At 60.1% G+C, this 26,580-nt stretch carries 17 protein-coding genes; 12 read left to right on the top strand and 5 right to left on the bottom strand.

Translation table 11 applies throughout. The features are described 5' to 3' along the window. Nucleotides 1–370: 370 nt before the first annotated feature. The 3 genes from gmd (at nt 371) to KHO33_RS34550 (ending at nt 4,496) form a co-directional block, all read left to right on the top strand. Entirely contained in the window at nt 371–1,408 is a 1,038-nt protein-coding gene (gene gmd, locus KHO33_RS34560) for a GDP-mannose 4,6-dehydratase (protein ID WP_200567120.1), read from the top strand. 18 nt (nt 1,409–1,426) lie between these two features. Next, on the top strand, nt 1,427–3,148 hold the full coding sequence (locus tag KHO33_RS34555; RefSeq protein WP_200567121.1) for a Wzt carbohydrate-binding domain-containing protein: 1,722 nt from the start codon (nt 1,427–1,429) through the stop codon (nt 3,146–3,148). 226 nt (nt 3,149–3,374) lie between these two features. Continuing rightward, the gene (locus KHO33_RS34550; protein WP_200567122.1) at nt 3,375–4,496 is read left to right on the top strand and encodes a glycosyltransferase family 4 protein; all 1,122 of its coding nucleotides are present in this window, start codon (nt 3,375–3,377) and stop codon (nt 4,494–4,496) included. A gap of 1 nt (nt 4,497) precedes the next feature. On the opposite strand, the gene KHO33_RS34545 is transcribed toward KHO33_RS34550, so the two are convergent. From KHO33_RS34545 to KHO33_RS34530, 4 genes are read right to left on the bottom strand one after another with little or no spacing between them, the layout of a single operon-like run. Next, entirely contained in the window at nt 4,498–5,775 is a 1,278-nt protein-coding gene (locus KHO33_RS34545) for a glycosyltransferase family 4 protein (RefSeq protein ID WP_328822819.1), read from the bottom strand. A gap of 22 nt (nt 5,776–5,797) precedes the next feature. After that, nucleotides 5,798–6,451 carry an ABC transporter ATP-binding protein gene (locus tag KHO33_RS34540; RefSeq protein ID WP_200567123.1) on the bottom strand — a complete coding sequence of 218 codons (654 nt, stop codon included), beginning with the start codon at nt 6,449–6,451 and terminating at the stop codon, nt 5,798–5,800. Then, the gene (locus KHO33_RS34535; RefSeq protein WP_200567175.1) at nt 6,448–7,197 is read right to left on the bottom strand and encodes an ABC transporter permease; all 750 of its coding nucleotides are present in this window, start codon (nt 7,195–7,197) and stop codon (nt 6,448–6,450) included. Before KHO33_RS34535 ends, KHO33_RS34540 begins: the two co-directional genes overlap by 4 nt. Before the next feature lie 54 nt (nt 7,198–7,251). Further along, nucleotides 7,252–8,418, bottom strand: coding sequence for a hypothetical protein (locus KHO33_RS34530; protein ID WP_407946210.1), 1,167 nt, complete (start codon nt 8,416–8,418; stop codon nt 7,252–7,254). 450 nt (nt 8,419–8,868) lie between these two features. Here KHO33_RS34530 and KHO33_RS34525 point away from each other — a divergent pair, with 450 nt between their 5' ends. The 9 genes from KHO33_RS34525 to cysS all read left to right on the top strand — a co-directional run bounded on the left by KHO33_RS34525 (nt 8,869) and on the right by cysS (nt 26,150). Further along, on the top strand, nt 8,869–10,077 hold the full coding sequence (locus KHO33_RS34525; protein WP_200567124.1) for a capsule biosynthesis protein: 1,209 nt from the start codon (nt 8,869–8,871) through the stop codon (nt 10,075–10,077). Further along, nucleotides 10,070–10,855 (top strand): SDR family NAD(P)-dependent oxidoreductase, encoded by a 786-nt coding sequence (locus tag KHO33_RS34520; protein WP_200567125.1) that lies wholly within the window; start codon nt 10,070–10,072, stop codon nt 10,853–10,855. Before KHO33_RS34525 ends, KHO33_RS34520 begins: the two co-directional genes overlap by 8 nt. Further along, complete coding sequence (locus tag KHO33_RS34515) at nt 10,856–12,391, top strand: LTA synthase family protein (RefSeq protein WP_200567126.1); 1,536 nt, start codon at nt 10,856–10,858, stop codon at nt 12,389–12,391. After that, on the top strand, nt 12,388–20,043 hold the full coding sequence (locus KHO33_RS34510) for a type I polyketide synthase (RefSeq protein ID WP_200567127.1): 7,656 nt from the start codon (nt 12,388–12,390) through the stop codon (nt 20,041–20,043). Before KHO33_RS34515 ends, KHO33_RS34510 begins: the two co-directional genes overlap by 4 nt. Further along, nucleotides 20,043–20,957 carry a UDP-3-O-acyl N-acetylglycosamine deacetylase gene (locus tag KHO33_RS34505; RefSeq protein WP_200567128.1) on the top strand — a complete coding sequence of 305 codons (915 nt, stop codon included), beginning with the start codon at nt 20,043–20,045 and terminating at the stop codon, nt 20,955–20,957. Before KHO33_RS34510 ends, KHO33_RS34505 begins: the two co-directional genes overlap by 1 nt. Nucleotides 20,958–20,999: 42 nt before the next feature. Then, nucleotides 21,000–22,337, top strand: coding sequence for an aminotransferase class I/II-fold pyridoxal phosphate-dependent enzyme (locus KHO33_RS34500; RefSeq protein ID WP_200567129.1), 1,338 nt, complete (start codon nt 21,000–21,002; stop codon nt 22,335–22,337). Between the two features lie 15 nt (nt 22,338–22,352). Continuing rightward, nucleotides 22,353–23,036 carry a GNAT family N-acetyltransferase gene (locus tag KHO33_RS34495; protein WP_200567130.1) on the top strand — a complete coding sequence of 228 codons (684 nt, stop codon included), beginning with the start codon at nt 22,353–22,355 and terminating at the stop codon, nt 23,034–23,036. 67 nt (nt 23,037–23,103) lie between these two features. Further along, a complete protein-coding gene (locus KHO33_RS34490) occupies nt 23,104–24,531 on the top strand; it encodes a mannose-1-phosphate guanylyltransferase/mannose-6-phosphate isomerase (RefSeq protein WP_200567131.1) in 1,428 nt (475 codons plus the stop codon). Nucleotides 24,532–24,764: 233 nt separating this feature from the next. After that, the gene (gene cysS, locus KHO33_RS34485) at nt 24,765–26,150 is read left to right on the top strand and encodes a cysteine--tRNA ligase (protein WP_200567132.1); all 1,386 of its coding nucleotides are present in this window, start codon (nt 24,765–24,767) and stop codon (nt 26,148–26,150) included. An 84-nt stretch (nt 26,151–26,234) separates the two neighbouring features. Here the strand turns inward: cysS and KHO33_RS34480 are convergent, their stop codons facing one another. Next, nucleotides 26,235–26,483, bottom strand: coding sequence for a hypothetical protein (locus KHO33_RS34480; RefSeq protein WP_200567133.1), 249 nt, complete (start codon nt 26,481–26,483; stop codon nt 26,235–26,237). Nucleotides 26,484–26,580: the final 97 nt, after the last annotated feature.

The raw sequence follows: 26,580 nt of genomic DNA, 5'->3' as shown, positions 1-26,580 counted from the left end.
TCGACTACGTCAGCCCCATGACGTTCGAGAAAAACTGGTTCGCCGCTCAACAGGGACGAGCCGCATAAATCTCTCAGCTATGGGATTCGCTAAACAGGGGCAAGGTCAGAGTGATTGAATCTTCTTCGAATGGGCGGAGCAAAAAGAAGGCGTTGTTACCGTCGCCTCCAGCAAGCGGCCGAGTTCCGACGGCTGCTGCTGATATCAAGGTCTTGGACCGATGTAGAGCAAATTTCGGGCAGCGTTGCTCTTGATGTTCTGCGCCCGGTTATGCATGTTTACGGTAATTCTTCTGACGAGTGCAAAAATCGCGTAACACGGTGGATCCGGGGTTGTTGAAACATATAGTTGATTAATGATGGAAATTACCATGAAAAATATTGCATTGATTACGGGGATCACGGGGCAGGACGGCGCTTATCTCGCGGAACTCCTTTTGGGGAAAGGCTATACGGTCTACGGTACCTATCGCCGTACGAGTTCCGTCAACTTTTGGCGAATTGAGGAGCTTGGGATCGATAAGAACCCTGGTCTGCACCTCGTCGAATACGATCTAACGGATTTGAGTTCAAGCATCCGGTTGTTGCAGACGACTGGTGCGACCGAGGTCTATAACCTCGCGGCGCAAAGCTTTGTCGGTGTGTCGTTTGACCAACCGGTGACCACAGCAGAAATCACTGGATTGGGACCTGTGAACCTTCTTGAGGCGATCCGTATCGTCAACCCGTCGATCCGCTTCTATCAAGCAAGCACGTCGGAGATGTTCGGGAACGTGCAGGCCATCCCACAGATCGAATCGACACCGTTCTATCCACGGAGCCCTTACGGTGTTGCCAAGCTGTATGCGCACTGGATGGCGATCAACTATCGGGAGAGCTACGGAATATTCGCGAGCAGTGGTATTTTATTCAATCACGAATCCCCGCTCCGTGGTCGCGAATTCGTGACCCGTAAAATCACTGACAGTATGGCCAAGATCAGCCTTGGGAAACTGGACGTGCTAGAACTCGGCAACATGGATGCGAAGCGTGACTGGGGTTTCGCCAAGGAATATGTGGAAGGGATGTGGCGCATGCTGCAGGCTGACAAACCGGATACGTATGTGCTGGCAACCAACCGTACTGAGACCGTTCGAGATTTTGTTTCGATGGCGGGCAAGGCAGCGGGATTCGATTTGGTCTGGCACGGTTCGGCAGAAAATGAGGTGGCCGTTGACAGCAAGAGCGGCAAAACGCTTGTGCGAGTCAATCCAAAGTTTTACCGCCCGGCTGAAGTGGAGCTGTTGATCGGTAATCCCGAGAAGGCGACGCGCGAACTGGACTGGAAGCCGAAGACCACGCTTGAACAACTATGTCAAATGATGGTGGAAGCAGATGTTCGCCGCAATGAGGCTGGGTTCTCCTTCTAATTTAAGGCGAAAAAAATAATGCGGTTCTTTGATGGTGCGTTTCCCGGGCGGATAATTTTCGATCATCTTCCCAAGACCGCGGGCCAGGCAGTCAATGCCTGGTTAACGCAGGTCTTGGGGCCGGGTTGCGTTTCCCCCAACTTATACGGGGATCACCGCGATCTGATCCGGAGGCAAGGTGGGCTGTACTCGATCATTAGTGGGCACGTTCATTTTCAGAATTCGGAGCAACTCGATCCTCGCTACCAGTACATGACGTGTTTCCGGGAGCCCGTGGATAGAGCGATTTCGTGGATATTTTATGTCTTGAATGATGCGGGTGTAGCTCGAGATACTATTCCCCTCAAAGAGGGAGCTCGACAGTTTTTGGCGTCAGAAGGTTGGCAGAGCTCTGCGGAATTCCTTGAGTCGATCACAAATCCTTACACCGAGCACTTTTGTCGCATTTTTGGCGATGGATCAGAGTGTGATGATTTGAAAGTCGCGAACGCGCTAGCTGCGATACAACAATATGACGTCGTCGGTGTGTACGAGACTATGCCGCAATTTCTTGCGGATGTCGCCGCTCTGATTGGCATACCTGCACCGCATGAGCTTGCCCGTGTAAACGTTACTAGTGTACGAAGAGCCGTAGACCAGGTAACGCCTGTGTTGCGCGAACGCATTGTCGCGCTCAATCAGCTGGACTTGCGTCTGTACTCGGAGGTGGTGGCTTGGAAAGCACCCACCGCACGAGAGGCGTCAACCAGACCGACGTCGCTGACCGTGCCGAAGTGGGCGAGATACGAGCCAAAGATGGATCGTGTTGTCACTACGCCGGATATCACCATCAGTGCAGCGATACTTTGTGAGGGATACGATATTCGCCACGGACAGCCGATGACGTTCGATATCGACTTTGCTTTAACGCGGGAAGTGATGGACCTTGAAATGGGCATCCATTTATTCGACAGCGATCGTCGATGGGCGTTTGGGATCAACAGCACGCTGTTAGGTCAGACACATCAGTCGTTGCCAAGTGGCGAGTATCGTGTAACCCATAATTTGATTGCTCATCTTCCGGCCGGAAAATATACCGCTGGTTTTGCTTTCGCGGAGCGCTTATCGGATGAGGTGAAGGAGCTCGCATGGCACGACGTAATGTGCGAGTTCCAAGTCTTTCATCAGGTCAAGCAAGCGTTTGCAGGCTATTCCTATCTGCCTGCGGAAATACACCTTAGACCTATTGAGTCGGAGGCGGACCGTGGAGGCTCTGACGAGGGGTTTCATCGATTCCGAGGCAGTGACAGACGTCTATACACGCAGATCGGAGAGCGCAAGGGCCATGAGATTGTGTGTACTGGACAGCCCGGATATTTGACTTTCGGACCGTATATTAGTTTGGCTGCCGGTTGCTATGGCATAGTGATTCGCGGCACTGCAGGCGAAGGTGGTGTTGCAGGAGCACATGTAGATATTGCGGTCGACAAAGGCGAAAGGATTCTTGCTGGGTGTCCCCTTGGTGAACCAGATGCGGAGGGTTGTTTCGTTATCTTGCCGGTATTACTTGATTCGCCATGCAGCGACCTTGAGGTTAGGGTGTGGGTCACGGACACGAGTGACTTGCAAATTTCACTGATCGAGATTGAGTCTTGCCAAACCGGTGAACTCAGTCATGTGTCGAGCGATGACAGTCATATGGACAAGCAAGAGGAAGTATCCATGGACCAGGGTGTTTGGGATCAGGTGTCATCGCAATAAGCCGATCGACACAATTGATTCCACGATGTCGGCACCGTTCGGCCGAATCTTGGGGGGACATAGCGATAGATACGTCGGGGTGATCGTCTGCGCGACATAAGCCGCGTCCGAACGGATCGGTAATTGGAAATACTTTTGGGCGGAATATGTTCGAGGCGCTGGTGACAGGAATCGATGGATTTATAGCGTGCTACCTGGTCGCCGAGGTATAGGGGGCAGGTCCAGCGTGAAACTGATCCTGGCTGTCGATGCACTCGTTCCGCCGCTGACCGGCATAGGCCGATACGCGTGGGAGTTGGCGAGCCATTATCAGACGTTGCACGACGATCTTGATTCAATGCGGTTTTTCTTCGCTGGGCGGTGGATCGTCGATCCGGCGGATCTGCTGCGACCCTCTGGCGCTAATGGGGCGATCGCCAAGCGCAAGCATTGGCTTTTGCGTGCGCCCAAAAGTTGGCGGCATTGGCGGCTGCGGCGTGAAATGAGAGGACACGTCTTCCACTCTCCGAACTATTTTTTGCCGGAGCCGGTGGATAGTGGCATCGTGACGGTACATGACCTTTCAGTTTTCAAGTATCCGGAGACTCATCCCGCGGCGCGAATCAGGCATTTCGAAAAAGGCTTTGCGTCGACACTGGCGCGCGCAACTCATCTGATCACTGATTCCGAAGCGACCCGCAGCGAAGTCATCGACTATTTTGGATGGTCTTCGGAACGCATTACGGCCATCGGTCTAGGTGCACGTTCTGAGTTTCGCCCTCGAGATGTATTGGGTGTCGCAAGTGTCCTCAGCGGCTATGGTCTTGTACACGGGGAATACTCGCTATGTGTTTCCACGCTCGAACCGCGCAAACGGATTGATCGTCTACTAGCTGCCTACCTCGATTTGACTCCGGCGTTACGTGCCCGCTATCCATTGGTTTTGGTCGGGAGTGCCGGATGGCTAAGCGAAACGCTGCGAGAGCAAATCGAACGAGGCGAACGGGAAGGCTGGTTGCGGTATCTAGGGTTTGTCGAGGAGGCGGTTTTGCCGTTGCTTTACTCGGGGGCGCGTGCATTTCTCTATCCGTCGATTTACGAGGGATTTGGCCTTCCGGTGCTTGAAGCGATGGCAAGTGGGGTGCCGACCTTGACCTCGAACTCTTCGTCACTGCCGGAAGTCGCGGACGGCTCGGCCTGGCTTGCCGAACCCGACGATCATGACTTGCTATGCGAGGGTATCGAGCAAGTTTTGTGCGATGACTCGTGGCGAGAGGCTGCAGTAGCGCGTGGCTTGCAGGTTGCCAGTAGGTCAACCTGGGAGCGGTGTGCAAAACGTACGCTTGACGTGTACCGCCGTTTTGGATGAGTTAGCGTGGAACGTCGATGTCCGCAATCAATGCTTTTAACTGTTCGGAACTCGCGGACCACGTCAACGACTTCATGGCGTGACTGGGGGGCGCCATGCCGCGCTCCAACTGGCCCAGCCATTTTGCTAGTTGAGGGGCGAGTTCAGCCGCACTTTGGGCGGCAAAGTAGGTTGCATGTTCCCCGGCGACCTCGCGAAATACGGGAAGATCGCGAATAAACATGGGCATTCCATATTGCGCAGCTTCTACCAGCGGAAGACCGAAACCCTCGGCCTCGGACGCCATCATGAGTCCGTCAAGATCGGCGTAGAGCGCTATCAGTTGCGCATCGTTGATATCTTGAAGCCAAAATAACCGATTGTTGGCTTCCGGATGGCTCTTCATTCGTTCAATGAACGGCTCGACATCCCAGCCTTGCTTGCCCGCGATGATCAGCGTTGCGTCAACACCGTTTCGCCATAGCAGATCAAAGGCATCAAGCGCCTGTGTGTGACCTTTGCGTGGTTCAATCGTGCCCACCATAAGGACGCGCTGGCGTACTTCTGACGCCGGATGCATAGCGATGGCGGGTGCGTTGACGTGGTTAGACGGAAGGTCTGCGCCGAGATGAAACCATTGAATTGAGGGTTCGTTGCCAGTTAAACGGAATCGACGCGACATGCAGTTACGTGTCTCATTTGAAACTGAGTTGGAAATGCAAAGGAGAGCGTCCGCATGTATTGCGAGTGTCGATAGCCAGTGACGGAATGACCGACGTGAGCGCGGGGTGAACCACTGAGGATGAAGTAGGGGTAGTAAATCGTAGACAACGAATGCACATCGAACACCCTGCACTCTCCATTTGAGTAAATCAAATTGGCGCCGCGGTGCAATACGACTGGCAAAATCAAGACCAAGAAAAATATCGCCTTCAGATACTTGAACGTAGTCGTTCTCTGGTGCCTCCATGGACGAGATCAACGAAGCAAGGTAGCTATCGGCGTAGCGATATGGCTGCTTTCTTGTCGCCTGGACAGGTCGAATTCTAAACCCGGGCGGCGGTGCGTCCAGAAGTTGCAGTAGCAGTGATCGGACGACTCGCTGGATGCCTGTGCCTGCATCGTGCGAGACGATGATGGAGACGTCAACAAGTAATTGCCGTGCTGATTGCCGGCTAGTGGTGCCAGTTGACTGAAGCGTCATCACCGCGCGCCTGGCGGCTTTTACCTGGCATGGAAACCACCAAATCGCAGAGAACTGGAGCGCGGCTGCTTTGAGTGTCTTGATCAGTTGGGGCAATTGTTGTACCGCGCAAGTACGCTCAACTCACGCTTTCCTGATAGTACGCATAGGCATCGTGGACTTGATCGAAGGTGTGGAGTTTGCCTTCGACAAGCACTGCGGCACGGTTGCAATGTTCACGGATGTATCCGGCGTCGTGACTTACGATTATCAGCGACCGGTCCGCTCGACGTTCGAAAAGTTCGTGGTGGCACTTGGCGTGAAAGCGACTATCACCAACGGCGACAATTTCATCGATCAGAAAGCAATCGAATTCAACTGCCATTGAAATGGCAAAAGCGAGGCGGGCGCGCATACCGGCAGAGTACGTTTTGACCGGTTCGCGCAGATAATAACCGAGCTCGGAGAACTCCTGAACAAACGGCTCCGCCGCCTTTGCGTCAGCGCCGTATACGCGGCAGATGAACCGAAGGTTGTCCATTCCGGTGAGGCTGCCCTGAAATGCTCCGCCGAACGCAAGGGGCCAGGAAACACTCATCTCGCGGCGGATTTTTCCCGATGTCGGCAATTCGGCTCCGCTAATCATGCGGATCATCGTCGACTTGCCAGCGCCATTGCGTCCGAGGATGCCAATCTTCTCGCCCGGATTGACGCGCAGATTGATTCTGTCAAGAACGCGCCGGCGTCCTTGCCGAGTGTGATACTCCTTACAAATTTCCTTGAGTTCTATCATTCGGGTTCGACTCGCTTGCTAGCATCGTTTACGAGGAAGAGACCTATGAACATAAGAATCAAGTCACACGTAATCATGTAGCTGACATCGTAGTGCGCCTTAACCAGCGATCCGAAATAGCCGCCGCGTAACATTTCTGTCCCGTGAACCATTGGCAGAAGCAGAAGGATCTTCTGGAACTTTGCGGGCATCCACTCGACCATGAAGAGAGCGCCAGAGAGTGGGAACAGTAGATACGCCATGGTGTGCCAGATGCGCTCCGCGGTCTCGGTTCGCTCACTTAACGCACCCACAATGAATCCGACGGAACTGCCAAAAACAGCCAGATGCACCCAACCGCCGATGACCATGGAGATGTTTTGTGGAGGCTGCATCAACCCGACGGTCACGAAGAAGGCTGTCAAGAAAACGAAGGACATCGTTGCCCCTGCGATCTCCAATAGTACCCGCGCCATAAACAAGTCGATCACGCGTACATTGCGGTGATAGAGCAATGTCTGATTAGGCAGAATGGCGAGAGCACATCGATTGGCACAATTGCGCCACATTAGAACTGAGGAGTACCCCGTTACGGCAAATGACGTTACAGGAAGCGTCGATCCGTGCGTCGCTTTGGTGGCGGTCCACAGCGCCAGGACCCCCAACGTAAACATCATCGGCTCAAAAAAGATCCACAAAAAGCCGACGTTATGCCGCCCGTATCTCGTCAGAATCTCCCGCATCAAAAGCGCACCTACAACACGCATTTGAATTTGCAGCGATCTCAGGAAAGGTGTGTCGTGATGCACGGTTTCCAATCCTTAGTCGTGGTGCTCGCGTACGCCAGCAAGCAGCAGACTCAACACGCCCCAAACGATCATTCCCAGCGCGAACACTTCAAAAATCGACTTCAATCGCTTCGGCTCAATCGCCACATCCGGCGTATTCGGCTGAACCAACCTTTCCAGATACAGTTGTTTCCGCTGCGCTTCAGCCCGCGCGCTTTCAAGCGCAGCCATTGCCGAGGCCAATTGCTTGTCCGCAAACTGCGAGTCCAATTGCAGACGCGCATACGCAGCTGCCTTATTCGACAACGAATTCTTCCCGCCAGTCACGCCGCCATTTGCCCCTTCGATCTGCTTTTGAAGCGTTGCAATGCTGGTCTTGAGCACCGGAATCTGTGGATTTTGCGGAGCAATCGACTGCAATTGGATCAACTGGGTTTGGGCGGCAAATAGTTGCGTTTGCAGCGCAGTGACCTGCTGTAATTGCAGCGCAGATTGCCGGTCAGGATCGAAAACCGTGTACGAATCACGATAGGTTGCCAATGCGGCTGCAGCGTCTTTTGCTTTGGCGGCGGCAATATCTACCTGGTTTTGTGCAAACTGAACCGTGTCTGCCGCGGCTCTCGCGTTCATCCGGTTAACCAGCCGCTCGCTCATCTCAAGCAGCTTTTCATTGATCTTTTCTGCGTCGTTAGCCGTATAGCCGCGAACCTGGAGGGTTGTAATCGCCGACGTCGAATCCAGATCGACCGTGACGATATGTTTGCCGTAATACTTCCACAACGCTTCGAAACTGTTGTCGAGGCTCCGCGAAAAGTGGCTCAACAAGTCACCATGATTACCGTAAGCATCGGCAATATAGTCGTTCTGATTCAGTTCCGTAAGCGCGTCGCGAGACTGGATGTAGTCGATCACGGGATAAGTGTCGTCCTGTGCCCGCGAGAACCCGGTGCCTTGTAGAAGGGCACCCACTACGCTGGTCTGACTCTGTCTTTGCGCACTCCGCACCACAAAGCGCGACTCCGAGACATAAATATCCGATGCAATTAGCCCGAAGTACACCACGGCAATCGTGGTCGGCACGACGACAGTCAGCGCGAAGATGCGGTTGACTCCCTTGATGCGTTCGACCAGCCCTTTCTTCTTCCCCGAGGGCGGCAGTGCCGCGTTGTTGCTAGATACTGTTTCCAACGTCTTATCCAACTTTGAATAGTTCTTTCAATCCCCTTTGACTCACTTCGAGTGAGTCAAAGGCAAGAGCGGAAACTCGCGCAAAAAGTGTGCAGCCACAATGGGCGCAAACGTTTTACGTGAGCCAATACAAATCCTTACCTGGCATCTTTATCAGGGTTGCAGACGCAATGCGGGGCATTGCAATCCTTACACGGCAACAGCCACGCATACCCAGCCAATGCACCAAGGGCGGCCGATTATAGCCACCCGATAAAGCAGATGCCATCCACCTTCGTGTCCTTCCAACAAATTTCCTTATTTTTCTTAACGTTACTTATTTTTTATCTCGTAATGTTGTATTCTTCGGTCCTTGCTTAAGACCAGCAGCAATTATTCAAACGATTCCGAAGTCTTCGGGGGAAGGGCGTGTGGGTATGCCGTTCTGTCGGTGGAGCTCGGGCCGCTCTTCGACGTTCTTACATGCACCACTCCTTTCTCGCTCTGCAAGGCACGGCTTCCCCGTTCTTTAGCCGACTTGCCACTGCGTTGCGCGAGCGGGGCCATGCTGTGCGTCGAGTTAATTTCTGCGGCGGTGATCTGGCATACGCAGGTATTGGTGACGCTTGGAATTTCCGTGACCAGGCGAGCCAATTAACGGATTGGTATGTCAAACGGGTGAAAGCGGGTAACTTTACCGACGTCATAATGTTTGGCGATTGCCGCGAAATTCATCGCCATATGCATCCCATTGCGCAAGCCAATGGGATGCGTGTTCACGTCTTCGAAGAAGGCTACGTCCGCCCGCATTGGTTAACGCTTGAAAAACACGGTGTAAACGGCCGTTCGCAATTACCCCGCGACCCCGCCTGGTATCTGGATCAACGCCGCTTCATTCCGCCGAGCCCAGCCGGCCGGCCCACCGGCTACAACCTCTACGAACGCGCTTTCCACGATATCCGTTATCGCAGTGCGAACACGCTATTCGCCACGCGCTTTCCCCATTACCGCAGCCATCGTCCGAGAAACGGCTTCTTCGAATACTCGGGATTGGCCGCCCGCGCATTGCGTCAACGCCAGCATCATCGCGATTCCGATAAAGTCACCCGCGATCTGCTTGATGCCGGCCATGCGTATTACATATTTCCGCTGCAATTAAATTCGGACGCGCAGATCGTCGTCCACTCGCCGTTCGATGGCGTGCGTGAAGCAATAACCAAAGTACTCAGGTCATTCGCCCAGCATGCTCCGGCAGATAGCTGGCTCGTAATCAAGAACCACCCCCTCGATACCGGGCTGATCGATTACCGCGGTCATTCGGAACAACTCGCGCGCGAGCTTGGCGTGGCCGATCGCCTTCACTTCATCGACGCCGGCCACTTGCCGACGCTTCTCGATCATGCGCGCGGTGCCGTGGTGGTCAACAGCACGGTCGGCTTGTCAGCGCTGCATCACCGCCGTCCGCTAATCGCGCTCGGCACGGCGATCTACAGCATGCCGGGTCTGACCTGGCAAGGCTCGCTGGACGATTTCTGGCTGCACGGCGAGCAGCCCGACATGCATCTGTATCAAGCCTTTCTGGACTACGTCGTCCACCACACCCAGATCAACGGCGACTTCTACACCCGCACCGGCATCGCCATGGCAACGGCCGGCGCAGTGCAGCGTCTCGAGGCGGCAGCCCGTGCCTAATGCCACGCCGCGCCACATCGTAATCACCGGCGCGAGCGCGGGGCTCGGCCGCGCGCTCGCGCAGGCGTATGCGGCGCCAGGCGTCGTTCTCGGTCTCATTGGCCGCGACGAGAAAAGACTCGAAGAAGTGGCCAGCGCCTGCCGCGCAAATGGCGCAAAAGTGGAAACCGGCCTGATCGACGTCCGCGCCGCCGCCGCCATGCAAGTCTGGCTGCACCATTTCGACGACGCCCATCCCATCGACCTGCTAATCGCCAACGCCGGCGCGGCCAGCACGCTCGCGTCCGCGCGAGACTGGGAAGAACTCGAACGCACGGCCGCCATCGTCGACACGAACTTCTACGGCGTGATGCACGCGGCGCTTCCGGTCATCGCCCGCATGCGCCCGCGCCGCAGTGGTCAGATCGCGCTGATCAGCTCGCTTGCCGCGTTGCGCGGCATGGCAATCTCACCGGCCTACTGCGCCAGCAAGGCAGCGATCAAAGCCTACGGTGATTCAGTGCGCCCGATCCTGTCGCGTGACGGCATCCGCATGTCGATCGTCTTGCCCGGCTTCGTAAAGACGGCAATGAGCGACGTCTTCCCTGGCGACAAGCGGTTCCTCTGGTCGGCCGATAAAGCCGCCCAGCATATCCAACACAGACTGAAAGCAGGGCGCGCCGAAATCGCTTTCCCCGGTCTGCTCGCTTTCGGCATGCGCCTTTTGCCATTGCTGCCCGCGGTAATGGCCGATGCGATTCTGGGTGGGCTGTCCTATTTGCCACGCGAGGAACGCTGAGTGGATCGAACGCTCGTGCTCAGCTTCGCGGCCGCCGCCGGCCTCGCGCTTCTGCCCGAAGCGATCGCGGTGCCGCGCGCGTCGCTGCGCCGTTCGCCGCTCGCCTTTGCTTTGCATGTCGCCGCAATCGTTTTCATCTGCCTATGCCTGTTGCTGGTGACAGGGCGCGTGAGGTTTTCCGCGTTTGTCGCAATCGCGCTGGTCGCATTGCTTGCCGGCGTGAGCAATGCAAAATATGCATCCCTGCGCGAGCCGTTCGTCTTCACCGATTTAAGCCTCTTCAGTCAGCTGTTTGCGCATCCGCGTTTGTACCTGCCGTTTCTGAGCGCAGGAACGGTGGCAGCGATCATCGTTGGCATTGCAGTGGTGATCGGTGCTTTCGTAGCGGACACGCCAATGAGCAGCAGGCCGTTCGGTGTTATCGCCATCGCTGCCGCGGCCTGCCTCGCCGCCGCTTATCTGCTTGCCGCACGCTTGCCTCTTACATTGAATCCGTCCGACGACCAGAAGCGTCACGGTTTCTTCGCCGTCTTCATCGCCTATCTGCTGAACGGCATGAAGCCGGCCACGCCGCGCCAATTGCGTAAGGCGCTGGCCATGGGTCCCTTTGCCGAAGGCGCACCCCGGTCGACGCCCGACGTGATCCTGATCCAGAGCGAGTCGTTCTTGGACGCGCGTCGCCTCACTAAATCGATCGCACCAGCCATCCTTCATCACTTCGACACAGCACGCCGCGAGTCCTTCCAGCACGGTGAATTGACGGTCCCGGCATGGGGCGCCAATACAATGCGCACGGAGTTCGCGGTCCTGACGGGTATCGAAGGCGCGCAACTCGGCTATGCGCGTTTCTATCCGTACGCATTCGTGCGCAGTGCCTGCGCATCGCTCGCCTCGTGGTTCAAGCGGGGCGGCTATCAAACCAGGGCGATTCACCCGTACTACGCGGATTTTTTCGGCCGCGAACGCGCCTTCAAACATCTCCAGATCGACCGCTTTCTGGACATCGCGTCGTTCAAGGATGCGCCGCGTGCCGGCCCGTACGTCGGCGATATGGCGGTCGCCGAATCGATTCTCAACGCGCTCGACGAACCGCGCGACAAGCCTGCCTTCATCTTCGCGATGACGATGGAAAACCACGGGCCGCTGCATCTCGAACCGGTACAGGCAGGTGAGGGCGCAGCCTTCCACACGCTCGGCGACGATGCGCGTTGGCGTGATCTGACTGCCTATCTACGCCACCTCGCCAACGCCGATGCGATGCTCGGCCGCCTGCTTTCAGCGCTACGCGCACGGCGCCGCGACACGGTGCTGTGCTTTTACGGCGATCACGTGCCCGCGCTGTCGCACGTATTCAGCGAACTCGGTTGCGAGCCGGTTCGAAGCGACTACTTTATCTGGCGCAATTACGGCGAAGCGCCCGCCACGAATGAAGCTTTGCGCGCCGAACAACTCGGCCTCACCCTGATTCGAGCACTCGAACCGGGCCTGCCTGGCGGGGCGCCGGCACGCACGTTGCACCCAATGACCGAACGATGACCAAACAGATTGCGATTGTGGGGATGGCCTGCCGTTTCCCCGGCCATGTTGAGAGCCCCGATGATTTCTGGGCGCTGCTGCGCGACGAAAAAGATGCGGTCACGCAAGTACCGGCAGACCGTTTCGGCACGGAGTTCTATCAGCACCCGTCCAAACGCGAAGCGGGCAAGAGCTACACGTTCTCAGCCGGCGTGCTCGACGACGTCGCCGGTTTCGACGCAGCTTTCTTCGGCATCTCGCCGCGCGAAGCGCAGCAGATGGATCCGCAGCAACGCCTGTTGCTCGAACTCGCATGGGAAACCTTCGAGGACGCGGGCGTGCGTCCGCGCGACATGGAAGGCAGCAACTGCGCGGTCTACATCGGCGTGGCGAGTCCGGACTACGGCAATCGTTTCGTCGACGATCTCAACGCAGTCGATCCGTATTCGGCGACCGGCAATACGCTCAGCATCGCGTCCAACCGTTTGTCCTATCTGTTCGATCTGCGCGGGCCGAGCGTGTCGGTCGATACGGCGTGTTCGTCGTCGCTGGTCGCCTTGCATCAGGCGTGTCAGGCATTGCAATCGGGCGACGCGGAGATGGCGCTCGCGGGCGGCGTCAATCTGCTGCTGCATCCGTTCGGCTTCGTGACGTTCTCGAAGGCGTCGATGTTGTCGCCTCGCGGACGCTGCCGCGCGTTCGACGCGACCGGCGACGGTTACGTGCGCTCGGAAGGCGGCGCGCTGGTGATGCTCAAGACGCTCGACCGCGCGCTGGCCGACGGCGACACGATCCACGCAGTGATCGCCGGTTCGGGCGTCAACTCGGACGGCTACTCGCAAGGCGGCATCAGCGTGCCGGGCGCGGCGACGCAAGCGGCCTTGCTGCGCACTGTCTATGAACGCGCGGGCGTCGATCCGCGCTCGCTCGCCTATGTCGAGGCGCACGGCACGGGAACGGCGGTCGGCGATCCGATCGAAGCGCGCGCCTTGATGGAAGTCGCGTCGGCGGGACGGCCGGTCGATCAGCCCTTGTTGATTGGCTCGGTGAAGACCAACGTCGGCCACCTCGAAACGGCTTCGGGTATGGCCGGTTTGATGAAGGCGATTCTGTGCCTGAAGCACCGCGCGGTGCCGAAGACACTGCACTTCGAAACGCCGAATCCATCGATTGATTTTGTCGGCGGCCGGTTGCGTGTCGTGGATCGTCTGACAGCACTCGACGGTGGTGCGGAACCGCTGGTGGTCGGTGTCAATTCGTTCGGGTTCGGCGGCACCAATGCACACATCGTCCTGCGGGAAGCACCGAAAGCAGATGCCGCTGCAAGAACCGACAGCGACTCAAAGACCCTGTCCCCGCTGATCCTCTCGACACGCACCGCAGCCGCGCTGCCGGCGCTGGCGGCACGCTATCTATCGATGCTGGACAACGGAGCGCCCTGGAGCACATTGGCCTCGAACGCGGCGCATCGCCGGCAGTGGCTCAAGCATCGCGCGATCATCGCACCGTTGACCCCAGCCGAAGCGCGTGCGGCGCTCGCCGCGCTAGCCACGCCGACGTCGGATCAGACAGACGCGGCGCTCGTGCAGGGCGAAACCCCGGGCGACGATTCACGTCTTGCGCTGGTATTTTCCGGCAACGGCTCGCAGTGGACCGGCATGGGCAGGCAATTGCTCGAACAGGAGCCGGTGTTCCGTGCCGCGCTCGACGAGCTCGACGCGCTGTGGCGTGCCGACGGCAGTGCCTCGCTGGTCGAGGTGCTGCGTGAAGGCGTCAACGCCACCACGCTGGAAGCAACCGAGCACGCCCAGCCGCTGCTATTCGCGATTCAGGTGGGCGTAGTGCGCGTCATCGAAGCGCGTGGCGTCGGCTATGACATGTGCCTTGGGCACAGCGTCGGCGAAGTCGCTGCGGCGTGGGCGTCGGGTGCGCTGACGCTGGCGCAAGCCGCACACGTGATCAAGATTCGCAGTCGCGCTCAGGCAAGCACGCGCGGCACGGGCCGAATGGCTGCTGCCGGGCTGGGCGAAGCCGCCATGCGTGTACTGATGGCGCAACTCGGCGTGGACGCCGCGGTGGAAGTCGCAGGGGTCAACAGCCCGCATGCGGTCACGGTGGCCGGCCCGCTTGGTGCATTGCAGGTGCTGGAAGCCGCGGTGAAGGAAAGCGGCCGCTTCTTCCAGATGCTGGACCTGGACTACGCGTTCCACAGCCGTCAGATGGATCCGATCGAGTCGAGCGTGCTGCAGGGTCTCGCGGATCTGGTGCCGATTGCTGCATCGCGTAGCTTCGTCTCGACGGTGACGGGTACCGCGCTCGCGGGCACCGAACTCGACGCGCAATACTGGTGGCGCAATATCCGCGAGCCGGTGCGTTTCGGCGATGCGGTGGCTCAGGTCGCCCAGACGGGCGTGCGCCTGTTCCTCGAAGTCGGCCCGCATTCGATTCTGCGCACCTATGTGACGCAGACACTAGACGATGCCCGCATTACGGGCCGCTCGCTGCCGACACTCAAGCGCAACCACGACAGCGCGCAGATGTTGCACCACGCGATCTACACGATGCTCGCGAATGGCGCGCGTGTCGACGTCGATCGCTTCGCGCCAATGAGCACGCGCGTGGCGCTACCGTCCTATCCGTGGCAGCACGAACGCTATTGGCTCGGCCCGACCGCCGAGGCTTACAACCTGGTCAATCGCCGCCGCGAACATCCGCTGCTCGGTTACCGTCTGCGCGAGCACGCGCTCGCCTGGGAAAATCAGCTCGATCCGGCCGGTCTGCCGATGCTGGCCGATCACGTGGTCGATGGCGGTGTGGCGTTCCCTGGAGCGGGTTACGTCGAGATGGCGCTCGCCGCCGCGCGCGTGCATTTCGGCACGCCAAGCTGCGCCGTCGAGAACCTCGAAATCCGTCTGCCGGTGGTGTTCCAGCCGCAGCATTCGAAGCTGTTCCGCTTTACCGTCGACGTGCGTACCGCGAGTTTCACGATCGAAACACGCGATCGCATGTCAGACGAAGCGTGGTCGCTCAACGTTACCGGCCGCTTGCTGGCGAGCGGCTGCGCGCTGAGCACGGAAGGCGAGGCAAGCACACTGCCGGCCACCACGCTCACCGAGCTGTTCGCGCAACCGGCCATGTCCGGCGCAACGTTGTATGCGAACACCACCGCAATTGGCTTGAGCTACGGTCCGGCGTTCCAATGGGTGCGCGCGGTGCACGTCGACGCGAACGCCGACATGGCGCTGGCGGAAGTGGAAATCCCGGCCGTCCTCGCGCAAGCCGAATCCGGTGCGCAACCGAGCGCCTACGCGCTTCATCCGGCCCTGATGGACAGCGGTTTCCATCCGCTGTTCGCCTTGCTCGCGTCAGAAGATCGAGCTGAGATCGAACACGCGGCTTATGTGCCGGTGCAAATCGGACGCATCGACTATCTGCGCGGCGACGCGATCCGTTACGTGGTCGCCCGGATCGAACGGCGCAGTCCGCATTCGGTGGTGGCGTCGTTCGAATTCGCCGACGCGCACGGCGCGATCGTCGCGCGACTCGGCGCATGCCGCTTCCGCCGTGTCGATCTGATGGCGCGCCGTCAGCATGCGCCTGCACGTTACGCCTATATCGTCGAGGCCAAACCGCTTGCCGCCGATCTCGACGCACGCATGTTGCCCGAGCCGGCCGCGTTGCTGGAAGATGCCGCCGCGGCATTGGCTGCGCAAGAAGATCAGCCGCGCAGACAGGCGCATCTGACTGAAATGCTGCCGTTGCTCGACGTGCTCGCAAGCGCGTACGCATTGAATGCCCTCGATGCGACGGACGTGTTTGCGCAACCGTCGCTGCCGGACTGCGCGCATCCGGCCCTGCTGGCGCGTCTCGTGCAGATCGTCGTGGAAGACGGCCTGGCGCAGCGCGACGGTACCCGTCTGGTGCGCGACGCAGCGGCCTGCGGGAATCTGCCGGGCATTGATGAACTGTGGCGCGACCTGCTTGCTCAGTCGCCCGCGCACGTGGCCGAACTGACGCTGCTTGCCCATTGTGGCGCAGCGCTGCCCGCCGTGTTGCGCGGCGAAGTGAGCGGCGCGCAGATCCTGCCGTCGTCGCGCAGCAGTCTGGTCGAACACTTCTTCGAAGCTTCGCCGACGTGGGCCCACGTCAATGCGCTGACTGGCGCCTGCCTGCATCGCGCGATCGAAGGGTGGAGCGAATCGCGCCGCTTGCGCGTGCTCGAACTCGATTCGCCGTCGAGCGATGTGTTGCAGCCGCTCGCGATTCACGTGCCGGTGTCGCGCTGCGACTACACGATTGCAGGCACGCATGAGCAGTTGAGCGGCTTCGACGCGAGCGAGCATCCATCCGTGCGCATCGCCAACATTGAGTTCGGTGATGCACCGCGCCTGTCCGGCATCGAAGCCGGCGAGCGTTATGACATCGTTGTGGCGAGCCACGTGCTTGCCGCACAGACCGAACCACATGCACTACTCGACGCACTGCGCGGCTGGCTCGCGCCGGGCGCGCTGGTCGTGATCGCGGAGCCGCGCAATAGCCGCTTCGCCGATATCGTGTTCGATCTCGACGCGGATGCCGCGCACGCCAACGCGCGCCGTGCGGCATGGTTGTCGCCGGTAGCCTTGACGAAACACCTTGAAGAAGCCGGCTTCGAACAGGTCACGCGGCATACGGAGCAGGGTCTGGATCTCGAAGGCGCACCGACGCTGATCGTCGCACGCGAGCCGCATAGAGGCGCTTCTGCTGACAACGAGAGCGAAGCACAGACGCCGTCAGCGCATTGGTCCCTGCTGTACGCAGCGGAAACCGGCGCCGACGAGACCCTGGCGGCTGCCTTGCAGGCAGCCGGCCACACGACGTCGAGCAACACGCTCAAGGCATTGCGTCACGACATGAGCAAGCTGGCCGCGCCGGCAGGGCGTCCGCACCACGTCGTGTTCATCGCGCCCGATCACACGCTGTCCGCTGATGCGGACGGCGCGGAGGTGATGCAAATCCAGCAGCAGACCACGCTCGCACTGGCGCAACTTGTGCGTGATCTCATCGCGGTTGCTGGCGTAACACAGCCGCAATTGTGGATCGTGACGCGCGGCGGTGCGCCGGTCGCCACACCGTTTGCCGATGCCGCGACGCTGCGTCCTGAGCAAGCGGCAATGTGGGGGCTCGGCCGTGTGCTGGCCAACGAGCATCCGGAACTGTCGTGCCGTTTGATCGACGTATCGCCAGCGTGCCGCAATGCAGGCGCCCAATTGGCGCGTGAGCTGCTCGCGTCCGACGGCGAAGAAGAAGTGCTGCTCGCCGCACACGGCCGCTACGTGCCGCGCATGCTGCCTGCGGCGAGCGCTGCAGTGCGCCGCGAATCGACTGCCTCGGTGCGTCCGCAGAACGAAGCGGCGGTGCTCGGTTTTGCGTCGCCTGGCTCGTTGCGCAATCTGGAATGGTTTGCACTTCCGCAACGCGAACTTGCGGCCGATGAAGTCGAAATCGAACCGGTTGCAACGGGTCTGAATTTCCGCGACGTGATGTACGCGATGGGCTTGCTGTCCGACGAAGCCGTCGAAAACGGTTTTGCCGGCGCGACGATCGGCATGGAACTGTCGGGGCGCGTCGCGCGCGTCGGCCGGGATGTGCGGCGTTTCGCGCCGGGCGATGCGGTACTCGGTTTCGCGCCGGCGTCCTTCGCGAGCCACGTGCGCACGAAGGCCGAGGCCATCGCCCACAAGCCCGAACGTCTCACTTTCGAAGAAGCGGCCACGGTGCCGACTACCTTCTTTACGGCGTACTACGCACTGTGCGAGCTGGCGCGACTGCGCCGCGGCGAGCGCGTGCTGGTGCACGGCGCGGCCGGCGGAGTAGGGATCGCGGCGATCCAGCTCGCGCGCCACCTGGGTGCGGAGGTGTTTGCAACGGCGGGCAGCCGCGAGAAGCGCGAATTCGTGCGTCTGCTCGGCGCCGATCACGTGTTCGATTCACGCAGCCTTGCATTTGCCGATGAAATCCGAGAGCGCACGCAAGGTGCAGGCGTCGATATCGTGCTCAATTCGCTTGCCGGTGAAGCGATGGTGCGCGGCATCGACACGCTGCGTCCGTTCGGCCGTTTCCTCGAACTCGGCAAGCGTGACTTCTACGAGAACAGCCGCATCGGCTTGCGGCCGTTCCGCAACAACATCAGCTATTTCGGCATCGATGCCGACCAGTTGATGAGCGCATTGCCGGATCTGACCGCGCGTCTGTTCGAAGAGGTGATGCAACTGTTCGCGGGCGGCGTGTTGCATCCGCTGCCTTATCGCGCGTTTCCGGCGGAACGCGTCGAGGAAGCCTTCCGTCACATGCAGCAGGCACGTCAGATCGGCAAGATCCTCGTGACGTATCCGGCGGGTACGCCGAGTCCGTCGCGCGCGACGACCGGCGCTGACGCGCTGCAACTCGATCCGGCAGCTGCGTATCTGATCGTGGGCGGCACGGGCGGCCTTGGTTTTGCCACCGCGCGCTGGATGATGTCGCGCGGCGCACGAAACCTGACGCTCGCGAGCCGTTCAGGCGCGCTCGCACCGGAGCTCGCCGCAGAGGCTGCGCGTTGGCGCGAAGAAAACGGCACACAGGTGCACACGGCAGCCTGCGACGTCACGAACGCAGCCGCGCTCGACGCACTGCTCGCCGATATCGCCGCGCGCGGAACGCCCCTCAAGGGTGTGCTCCATTCGGCGATGGTGATCGACGACGGCCTCGTGCGTAATCTCGACGACGCACGTTTCGCCGCGGTGCTCGCGCCGAAGCTGGCGGGCGCATGGAACCTGCACCGCGCCACGCGCGATACAAAACTCGATTTCTTCGTGGTCTATTCATCGGCGACGACTTTCCTCGGCAACCCGGGGCAGTCGAGCTACGTCGCGGCCAACAGCTTCCTCGAGGCGCTGATCGCCCAGCGCCGCGCGGCCGGCTTGTGGGGCACCTACATGGCATGGGGTCCGCTGGACGACGTCGGCTTCCTCGCGCGCAACGCCGAGACCCGCGAAGCGCTACAAGCGCGCATTGGCGGGCTGTCGATTACGTCGGCCGAAGCGCTCGCGGCGCTGGAGCGTGCGATCGTCGATATGAACGTCGGCGAAGCAGTGGTGCGGCTCGACTGGCAGGCGCTTTCGCTCGGCATGCCGGCTGCGCGTGCGCGCCGCTACACGGAACTGCATGCACGCGGCAGTCACGAACCGGCACGTCAGAGCGGCGCGCAGATGCGCGACCAGATTCTCGGCCTGGCATTCGCGGATGCCTTGCAGTTGGTCGAAGAAACCTTGCAGGCACAGATCGCACGCATCTTGCACATGTCGCCGGAAAAAATCGAAACCGGCCGCTCGATCCTCGATATGGGCATGGATTCGCTGATGGGCATGGAGCTCGGCATGGCGGTCGAAGAGAGCTTCCAGGTCAAGCTGTCGATCATGACGATGGCCGAAGGCGCAACGGTGCACTCACTGGCGCAGCGGATCGTCGAATCGATCCAGACGCAGGACGATGTGGCGGAGTCAAACGGCGTCGCGGCGCAGGTGGCGGCGGTTGCCGCACAACATGCGCTCGATGTCGGCGCTCATGCGCTGGCCGACGTCACCGGCGCGCTGTCGGGGCAACCAAACACGGCAACGCCCGTCCCGACACCCGCCGCGACGGAGCTCGTCTGATGAACGCACCTGCTGGCTGGCGCCGCCGTGAAGGGACGCTCGCGCGACCGCTGGCGTTAAGCGGTCACGGTCTGCATACCGGACGGCGCGTGAACGTGCGGATTCTTCCCGCCGATGCCGATGGTCCGCGTGGCATCGTCTTTCGTCGCATGCAGGGCGCAGGCGTGTTGGCTGAGCTCGCGGTGAGCCCGTCGTTGCGACGCGGCCAGCCGCTTTGCACGATGCTCGAAAGCGCCAATGGTGTGCGTGCGCGCACCGTCGAGCATCTGCTGGCGTCGCTGCTGACCTGCGAAATCGATCGCGCGACCGTCGAACTGGATGCGGAAGAGGTACCGATTCTCGATGGCAGCGCACAGCCGTGGATCGAGGCGATCCATGCGTGCGGACGAATCGAATTGCCACACGCCAAGCGCTTTATTCGCGTGCTGCGTGCCGTGAAGATAGCCGACGGCGAGGGCACGCGCGACGAGCGCAGTATCTCGATCGAACCATCGGCCGCTTATGAAATGGCCGTGCGCAACGACCTCAAAGGCTTCGGTGCATTGCGCTGGGACGGCGCGGTGACGCCTAAGAGTTTTGCAGATGAGATCGCCCCCTCGCGTTCATACGGACGCGTCAAATGGGCCATCCCCGCGATTCTCGCCGGCTATATGCGCGGTATGCCGATTCTGCGCGGCGCGCGCCTGTCGTGTACCGCGGCGATCGTCGGCAATCGCGTGCTGGGCGGAATGCGTGTGCCGGATGAGTTTGTGCGGCACCGCGTGCTGGATCTGGTCGGCGACATGGCGATGGCCGGCGCGCCGTTGCTCGGTCGCATCACCGCACTGCGGCCGAGTCATGAAATGAACTACCGGCTGGTTGCCGAATTGCTCTCCACGCGCGACGCATGGGAATGGGCCGAATTTCCGGCTTGATATCGACATCAGGCCGGCACCTCACAGGGTTATCTGAACAGCATGGGATTGGGTGATCACATCCGCCAGCAACTCGCCGCGAAGGCGTTGATGCGGCAATTGGAGCGCGTCTCCGAAGAGGCGCAGACCCCGGGCGCGCCATTGCCCGCCGGTGGCACACGCGCGGCGCAAGACGCTTCGCGCGCTGCGCTGTGCAGCTTCGAGACCATGCCGGGTTATCAGCAGGTCGAAATATTGCGGCAGATGGGCGAGAAGCTGCAGGTGCAGTCGCCGTTTTTTCGCGTGCATGAAGGTATTGCGGGCGCGACCACCCAGATCGGCGGCGCGCAGTATTTGAACTACGCGAACTACAACTATCTCGGTCTTGCCGGCGATCCGCTCGTGTCCGCGCGCGCGAAAGAAGCGATCGATCGCTATGGCACGTCGGCATCGGCGAGCCGGATGGTGGCGGGTGAACGGCCCGTGCAGCGCGAACTCGAAGCGGCGCTCGCCTCGTTGTACGAGGTGGACGATTGCGTCGTGTTCGTGAGCGGCCATGCCACCAACGTGACGGTAATCGGCTCGCTGTTCGGTCCCGGCGATCTGATCGTGCATGACTCGCTCGCGCACAACAGTATCGTGCAAGGCGCGCAATTGAGCGGCGCGAAACGGTTGAGCTTTCCGCACAACGACTGGCAGGCGCTCGACGCGCTGCTTGCACGCGTGCGGCACGATTACCGGCGTGTGCTGATCGCGATCGAAGGCCTGTACAGCATGGACGGGGACATTCCCGATCTGGCTCAGTTCGTCGACATCAAGCGCAGGCATGCCGCGTTTCTGATGGTTGACGAGGCGCACTCGCTCGGCGTGCTGGGCGAGCGCGGTCAGGGCGTTCGCGAGCATTGCGGCGTGGCGAGCGGCGACGTCGATATCTGGATGGGCACGCTCAGCAAAACACTGGCGGGCTGCGGCGGATTTATCGCCGGCTCGCAGGCACTGATCGATATCTTGCGGCATCTCGCGCCCGGCTTTCTGTACAGCGTCGGCCTTGCGCCAGCTCTGGCGGCGGCGTCGCTTGCGGCGCTCGAACGGCTGATTGCTGAACCGGCGCGGGCGGCGCTGCTGCGTGCACGCGGCAAACAGTTTCTCGACGAAGCGCGCGCCGCGGGTCTCGACACGGGCAAGAGCGCGGGCTATGCGGTCGTGCCGATCATTACCGGCAGCACCTTGAAGGCCGCGCAGTGGGCCAACGCGATGTTTGCGGAAGGCATCAACGTGCAGCCGATTTTCTATCCTGCCGTCGAAGAGAAGGCGGCGCGTCTGCGGTTTTTTATCTGTTCGACGCATGAGCCGGAACAGATCAGCCGAACCATTGCGGCGCTCAAGCGCCTGCCGCGTTAAAGAGGGACACTCGCCATGTACGCCGTTCAATCAGAGCGCGCTCGCACGTCGCATCAGGGGCAGGAAGCCGGCGCTTTGCAGTTCCGCCCCGCGCGGGCAGAAGATGCAGAGGCGTGCGCGCCGTTGATCTTCGCCTCGGGTGTGCGTGAGTTCGGGTTCTTTCTCGGCGAACCCGACCACCGGTGCATCGAGTTTCTGCAATTCGCGTTCACGTCGAAACATGGCCGTTTCTCCTATCGGCGGCACCACGTCGCCGTGACGGGCAACGATAAGGTCGTAGCGGTGCTTGCCATGCATGACGGCAGGAGCATCTGGTTTGACGATCCTCATGTTGCGCTGATGCTGATGGTGTTTTTTGGCGTGCGCAGCACCGTGGGCATGCTGTTGCGTGGGCTGGTGCTGGAGAGCGAATTGCCCGCGCCGAAGTCGTCACAAACGCTGATTGCACATTGCGCGACGGATGAACAGATGCGAGGGTCGGGCGTGTTCAGTGCGCTATTTACCAGCGTATTGCGCGCGGGACTGATGCACGACGAGCCCGATCGGCAGATCGTACTGGACGTACTGGTCAGCAATCGGCGTGCGTACGATCTGTATCAACGCCTGGGCTTTGTCGAACTGCCGCGCCGCGCGCCAATCTCGCGCCGTTTGCCGCATGAACTGGAATCGGTACGAATGCAGCTTATGCGCCGGGCTTGAATTCGGGGGCAGGGGAATCGGGGCGTACACATTCAAACAATATCTAGAGAGAAAAGAGAAAAAGACCATGCATATTTATCCAGTCATTCTTTGCGGTGGAAGCGGCACGCGGCTGTGGCCGATGTCGCGCGGCGGATATCCGAAGCAATATCTCAAGTTGACGGGTGACAACACCCTGGTTCAGCAAACCGCACTGCGCCTGCGAGGTATCGCCGACGTCGCGTCGCCGATCGTCGTCACAAATAATGAGCAGCGCTTTCTTGTGGCCGAGCAGTTGCGCCAGGTCGATGTCGTGTCGTCGGCGATCGTGCTCGAGCCGGCCAGCCGCAACACGGCGCCGGCTATCGCGGTGGCGGCGTTGCTGGCCATGCGAGAAAGTCCGGATGCGTTGCTGCTCGTTCTGCCGTCCGATCACGTGATCAAGGGCGAAGCGGCTTTCGTTAAAGCGGCCGAAGCCGCCGCGCAGATTGCTAAAGACGGCTACCTGGTCACGTTCGGTATTACGCCGACCGAACCGCACACCGGCTACGGCTACATCCGTTCAGGTGCAAGCCTTGTTGAAGGCGAGCCGACCTTTGCGGTCGATTCCTTCGTCGAGAAGCCGGACGCGGCGACAGCGCAGCGTTTTCTTGAGGATGGCAGTTACTACTGGAACAGCGGCATGTTCATGCTGAAAGCGTCCACCTACATGGAGGAGCTGCGTCGCTACGAGCCGGAAATCGCGAAGCAGGCGGAGCTTTCGCTGGAGGGTGCGCAACGCGACAACGATTTCGTGCGTCTCGAAGCACAAAGCTTCTCGGCCTGTCCCAACATCTCGGTTGACCATGCCGTGATGGAAAAAACGAAGCGCGCCGCCGTGGTCGCGGTGGCGGACCTCGGCTGGAACGACATCGGCTCGTGGACGGCGCTTGCTGACATTGCGGAGCGCGATGCGCAGGACAACGCGCTGATCGGCGACGTGCTGACCGATGCCGTGACCAACTCGTACATCCGCGCAGAACACCGGCTGGTGGCCGCGATCGGCCTGAATAACGTCGTGATCGTCGAGACCGCCGATGCTGTGCTCGTGGCGCATCGCGACCAGGCGCAGGACGTCAAAAAGATCGTTGCGCAGTTGAATACCATGGGACGCCACGAGTCGGTCACGCACCGTCGCGTGGTGCGGCCGTGGGGATCGTACGAAGGCATCGACAGCGGCGACCGCTTTCAGGTTAAGCGCATCGTTGTCAGCCCCGGCGCGCAATTGAGTCTGCAGATGCACCATCATCGAGCGGAGCATTGGATCGTCGTCAAGGGTACTGCCCTCGTCACCAACGGCAACAAAGAGATCATCCTGACCGAAAATCAATCGACGTACATTCCGCTTGGGGTGACGCACCGGTTGCTGAATCCGGGCAAGATTCCGCTCGAGTTGATCGAGGTGCAGTCCGGCGCCTATCTCGGCGAGGACGACATCGTGCGTTTCGAAGACACCTATGGGCGAGTTCGAGATTGACCGGCCTGGAAACACGCGTTAGCATCGTTTCCATGGCCGCATCTATCCATTCCCCTTCGCATTCTTTGCAAGCATGCTGTTGCAGCCTGCCAAGGGGAGCTTGCGTCTAGCGAGTCGATCTGCACACGTCCGTATCCCTGAGGCCACCCGTCACAAGACCGGTGGCTTTTTGTTTTGATCTGTCCGTTCTCGTTGTTACGTTCACTAACGCGCACAACACTGCAGGAATTCACATGCCACTCGTCCTGTACGACACCTGGTCGCGCACCTTACGCGCTTTCACGCCGATTCAAGCGGACCACGTGGGGCTGTATTGCTGCGGTCCGACCGTGTACGACCACGCGCATATCGGCAACCTTCGAACCTACGTGTTCGAAGACGTGCTGCGACGCGTGCTGACATTGAACGGCTACACCGTGCGGCACGTCGTCAATATCACCGACGTCGGTCATCTGGTTTCCGATGCCGACGAAGGCGAAGACAAAATGGAAAAGGGCAGCCGCCGCACCGGCGAATCGGCATGGACGATCGCGGAGCGATATACAGAAGCCTTCATGAACGACTGGCACGCGCTGAACCTGCTGGAGCCAGCCCTGTGGTGCCGAGCGACCGATCACATCGTCGAACAGATCGACTTCATTGCCGAACTCGAGCGCAACGGCTATACGTACCGCACGGCCGACGGCGTCTACTTCGACACGAGCAAACAGGACGATTACGGCTTTCTCGCCCGTCTCGATGCCGCTGGCCTGCAGGCCGGCAAGCGTGTTGCGTTAGGGGAGAAACAGCACGCAACGGATTTCGCGCTGTGGAAATTCAGTCCACCGGACAGCACGCGGCAAATGGAGTGGGATAGCCCGTGGGGTCGCGGCTTTCCCGGTTGGCACATCGAATGCTCGGCGATGTCGGCGAAATACCTCGGCCCGTGGTTCGACATTCATTGCGGAGGAGAGGATCACATCGCCGTGCATCACAGCAATGAAATCGCGCAGACTCAGGCACGCCATGGAACCCGCCTTGCGAACTTCTGGATGCACGGCCATTTCCTCACGCTGGACGCCGGCAAGATGTCGAAGTCGGGCGGCGACTTCGTGCGCTTGCAGACGTTGATCGATCGAGGCATCGATCCGCTCGCGTATCGCTACTTATGCCTCAGCGCGCATTACCGGAGCACACTGCGCTTCAATCTCGAAGCGCTCGATGCCGCGCAATCCGCGTTGGACCGTTTGCGTCGAGCTTATGTGCAATGGCCTGAAGGGGGCATGCCCGATGCGAACAGCGTTGAGCGTTTCAAGGCTGAGGTCGATCAGGATCTGAATCTGCCGCGTGCGCTCGCTGTACTGTGGGATGTGGTGAGAAGCGATCTCCCTGCGGCGACGCGACGGGCAACGGTCGATCAATTCGACGCCGTGCTCGGACTTCGACTCGCCGACTGGAAGGAAGACGTGCCTGCGATTCCCGCCGATATCGCGCTTCTCTTCGATGAGCGTGACAAGGCCCGTGCGGCCAAGGACTGGAGCTTGGCTGATCGTCTGCGTGAGCAATTGCGAGCCAAGGGCTGGATCGTGGAAGACGGTCCGGGTGGGCAGGTGCTGCGTCCGCGCGCTACAGGGAAGTAACGATATCCCGGCGGGGCGATGAAAGTAGACGGGCCGCCATGCTGGCCCGTCTATCTTCACGCTTCACGTGGTTTCTCGCGATGCCTAAAGCGGCACCACCACCGGCTCGGAGTGGCAAGGCGGCTTGCCGTATGGGACATGGACAGGCCCGCAACCCCAATGAATCGGCGGACACTCCCAGCCACGCCGAACAACAATAGGCGGCATCATCCCGCCGGGGCAAGCGGGCGGCGCTTCCCGCGTGAGGCAGGCGATGCCGCCGCGGACGGATTGCGAAGCCGCGCGGTCGAGTTCATCGGCGCGGGGCAAATCTTTGAGAACTAGCGTTTTCATGGTGGATCTCCGGCAGGGTTGGATTAACAGTGAGCCCGGGTATCGCCGCGCTCACTGGTTCCCTTTGCACACACCATGCCATCCAGCGCAAAGCGGC

The organism is Paraburkholderia nemoris, from assembly GCF_905221015.1.
GTDB classification, from domain to species: Bacteria; Pseudomonadota; Gammaproteobacteria; order Burkholderiales; family Burkholderiaceae; genus Paraburkholderia; species Paraburkholderia nemoris.
This window is presented reverse-complemented; position numbering and strand designations above follow the sequence as displayed.

What these genes read in the sequence shown, in the direction of transcription:
- gmd (WP_200567120.1), top strand. Translation starts at nt 371, where the DNA reads ATGAAAAATATTGCATTGATTACGGGGATCACGGGGCAGGACGGCGCT.
- KHO33_RS34525 (WP_200567124.1), top strand. Translation starts at nt 8,869, where the DNA reads ATGCACCACTCCTTTCTCGCTCTGCAAGGCACGGCTTCCCCGTTCTTT.
- KHO33_RS34500 (WP_200567129.1), top strand. Translation starts at nt 21,000, where the DNA reads ATGGGATTGGGTGATCACATCCGCCAGCAACTCGCCGCGAAGGCGTTG.
- KHO33_RS34480 (WP_200567133.1), bottom strand. Translation starts at nt 26,483, where the DNA reads ATGAAAACGCTAGTTCTCAAAGATTTGCCCCGCGCCGATGAACTCGAC.
- KHO33_RS34540 (WP_200567123.1), bottom strand. Translation starts at nt 6,451, where the DNA reads ATGATAGAACTCAAGGAAATTTGTAAGGAGTATCACACTCGGCAAGGA.
- KHO33_RS34535 (WP_200567175.1), bottom strand. Translation starts at nt 7,197, where the DNA reads ATGCGTGTTGTAGGTGCGCTTTTGATGCGGGAGATTCTGACGAGATAC.
- KHO33_RS34495 (WP_200567130.1), top strand. Translation starts at nt 22,353, where the DNA reads ATGTACGCCGTTCAATCAGAGCGCGCTCGCACGTCGCATCAGGGGCAG.
- KHO33_RS34555 (WP_200567121.1), top strand. Translation starts at nt 1,427, where the DNA reads ATGCGGTTCTTTGATGGTGCGTTTCCCGGGCGGATAATTTTCGATCAT.
- KHO33_RS34490 (WP_200567131.1), top strand. Translation starts at nt 23,104, where the DNA reads ATGCATATTTATCCAGTCATTCTTTGCGGTGGAAGCGGCACGCGGCTG.
- KHO33_RS34505 (WP_200567128.1), top strand. Translation starts at nt 20,043, where the DNA reads ATGAACGCACCTGCTGGCTGGCGCCGCCGTGAAGGGACGCTCGCGCGA.
- KHO33_RS34510 (WP_200567127.1), top strand. Translation starts at nt 12,388, where the DNA reads ATGACCAAACAGATTGCGATTGTGGGGATGGCCTGCCGTTTCCCCGGC.
- cysS (WP_200567132.1), top strand. Translation starts at nt 24,765, where the DNA reads ATGCCACTCGTCCTGTACGACACCTGGTCGCGCACCTTACGCGCTTTC.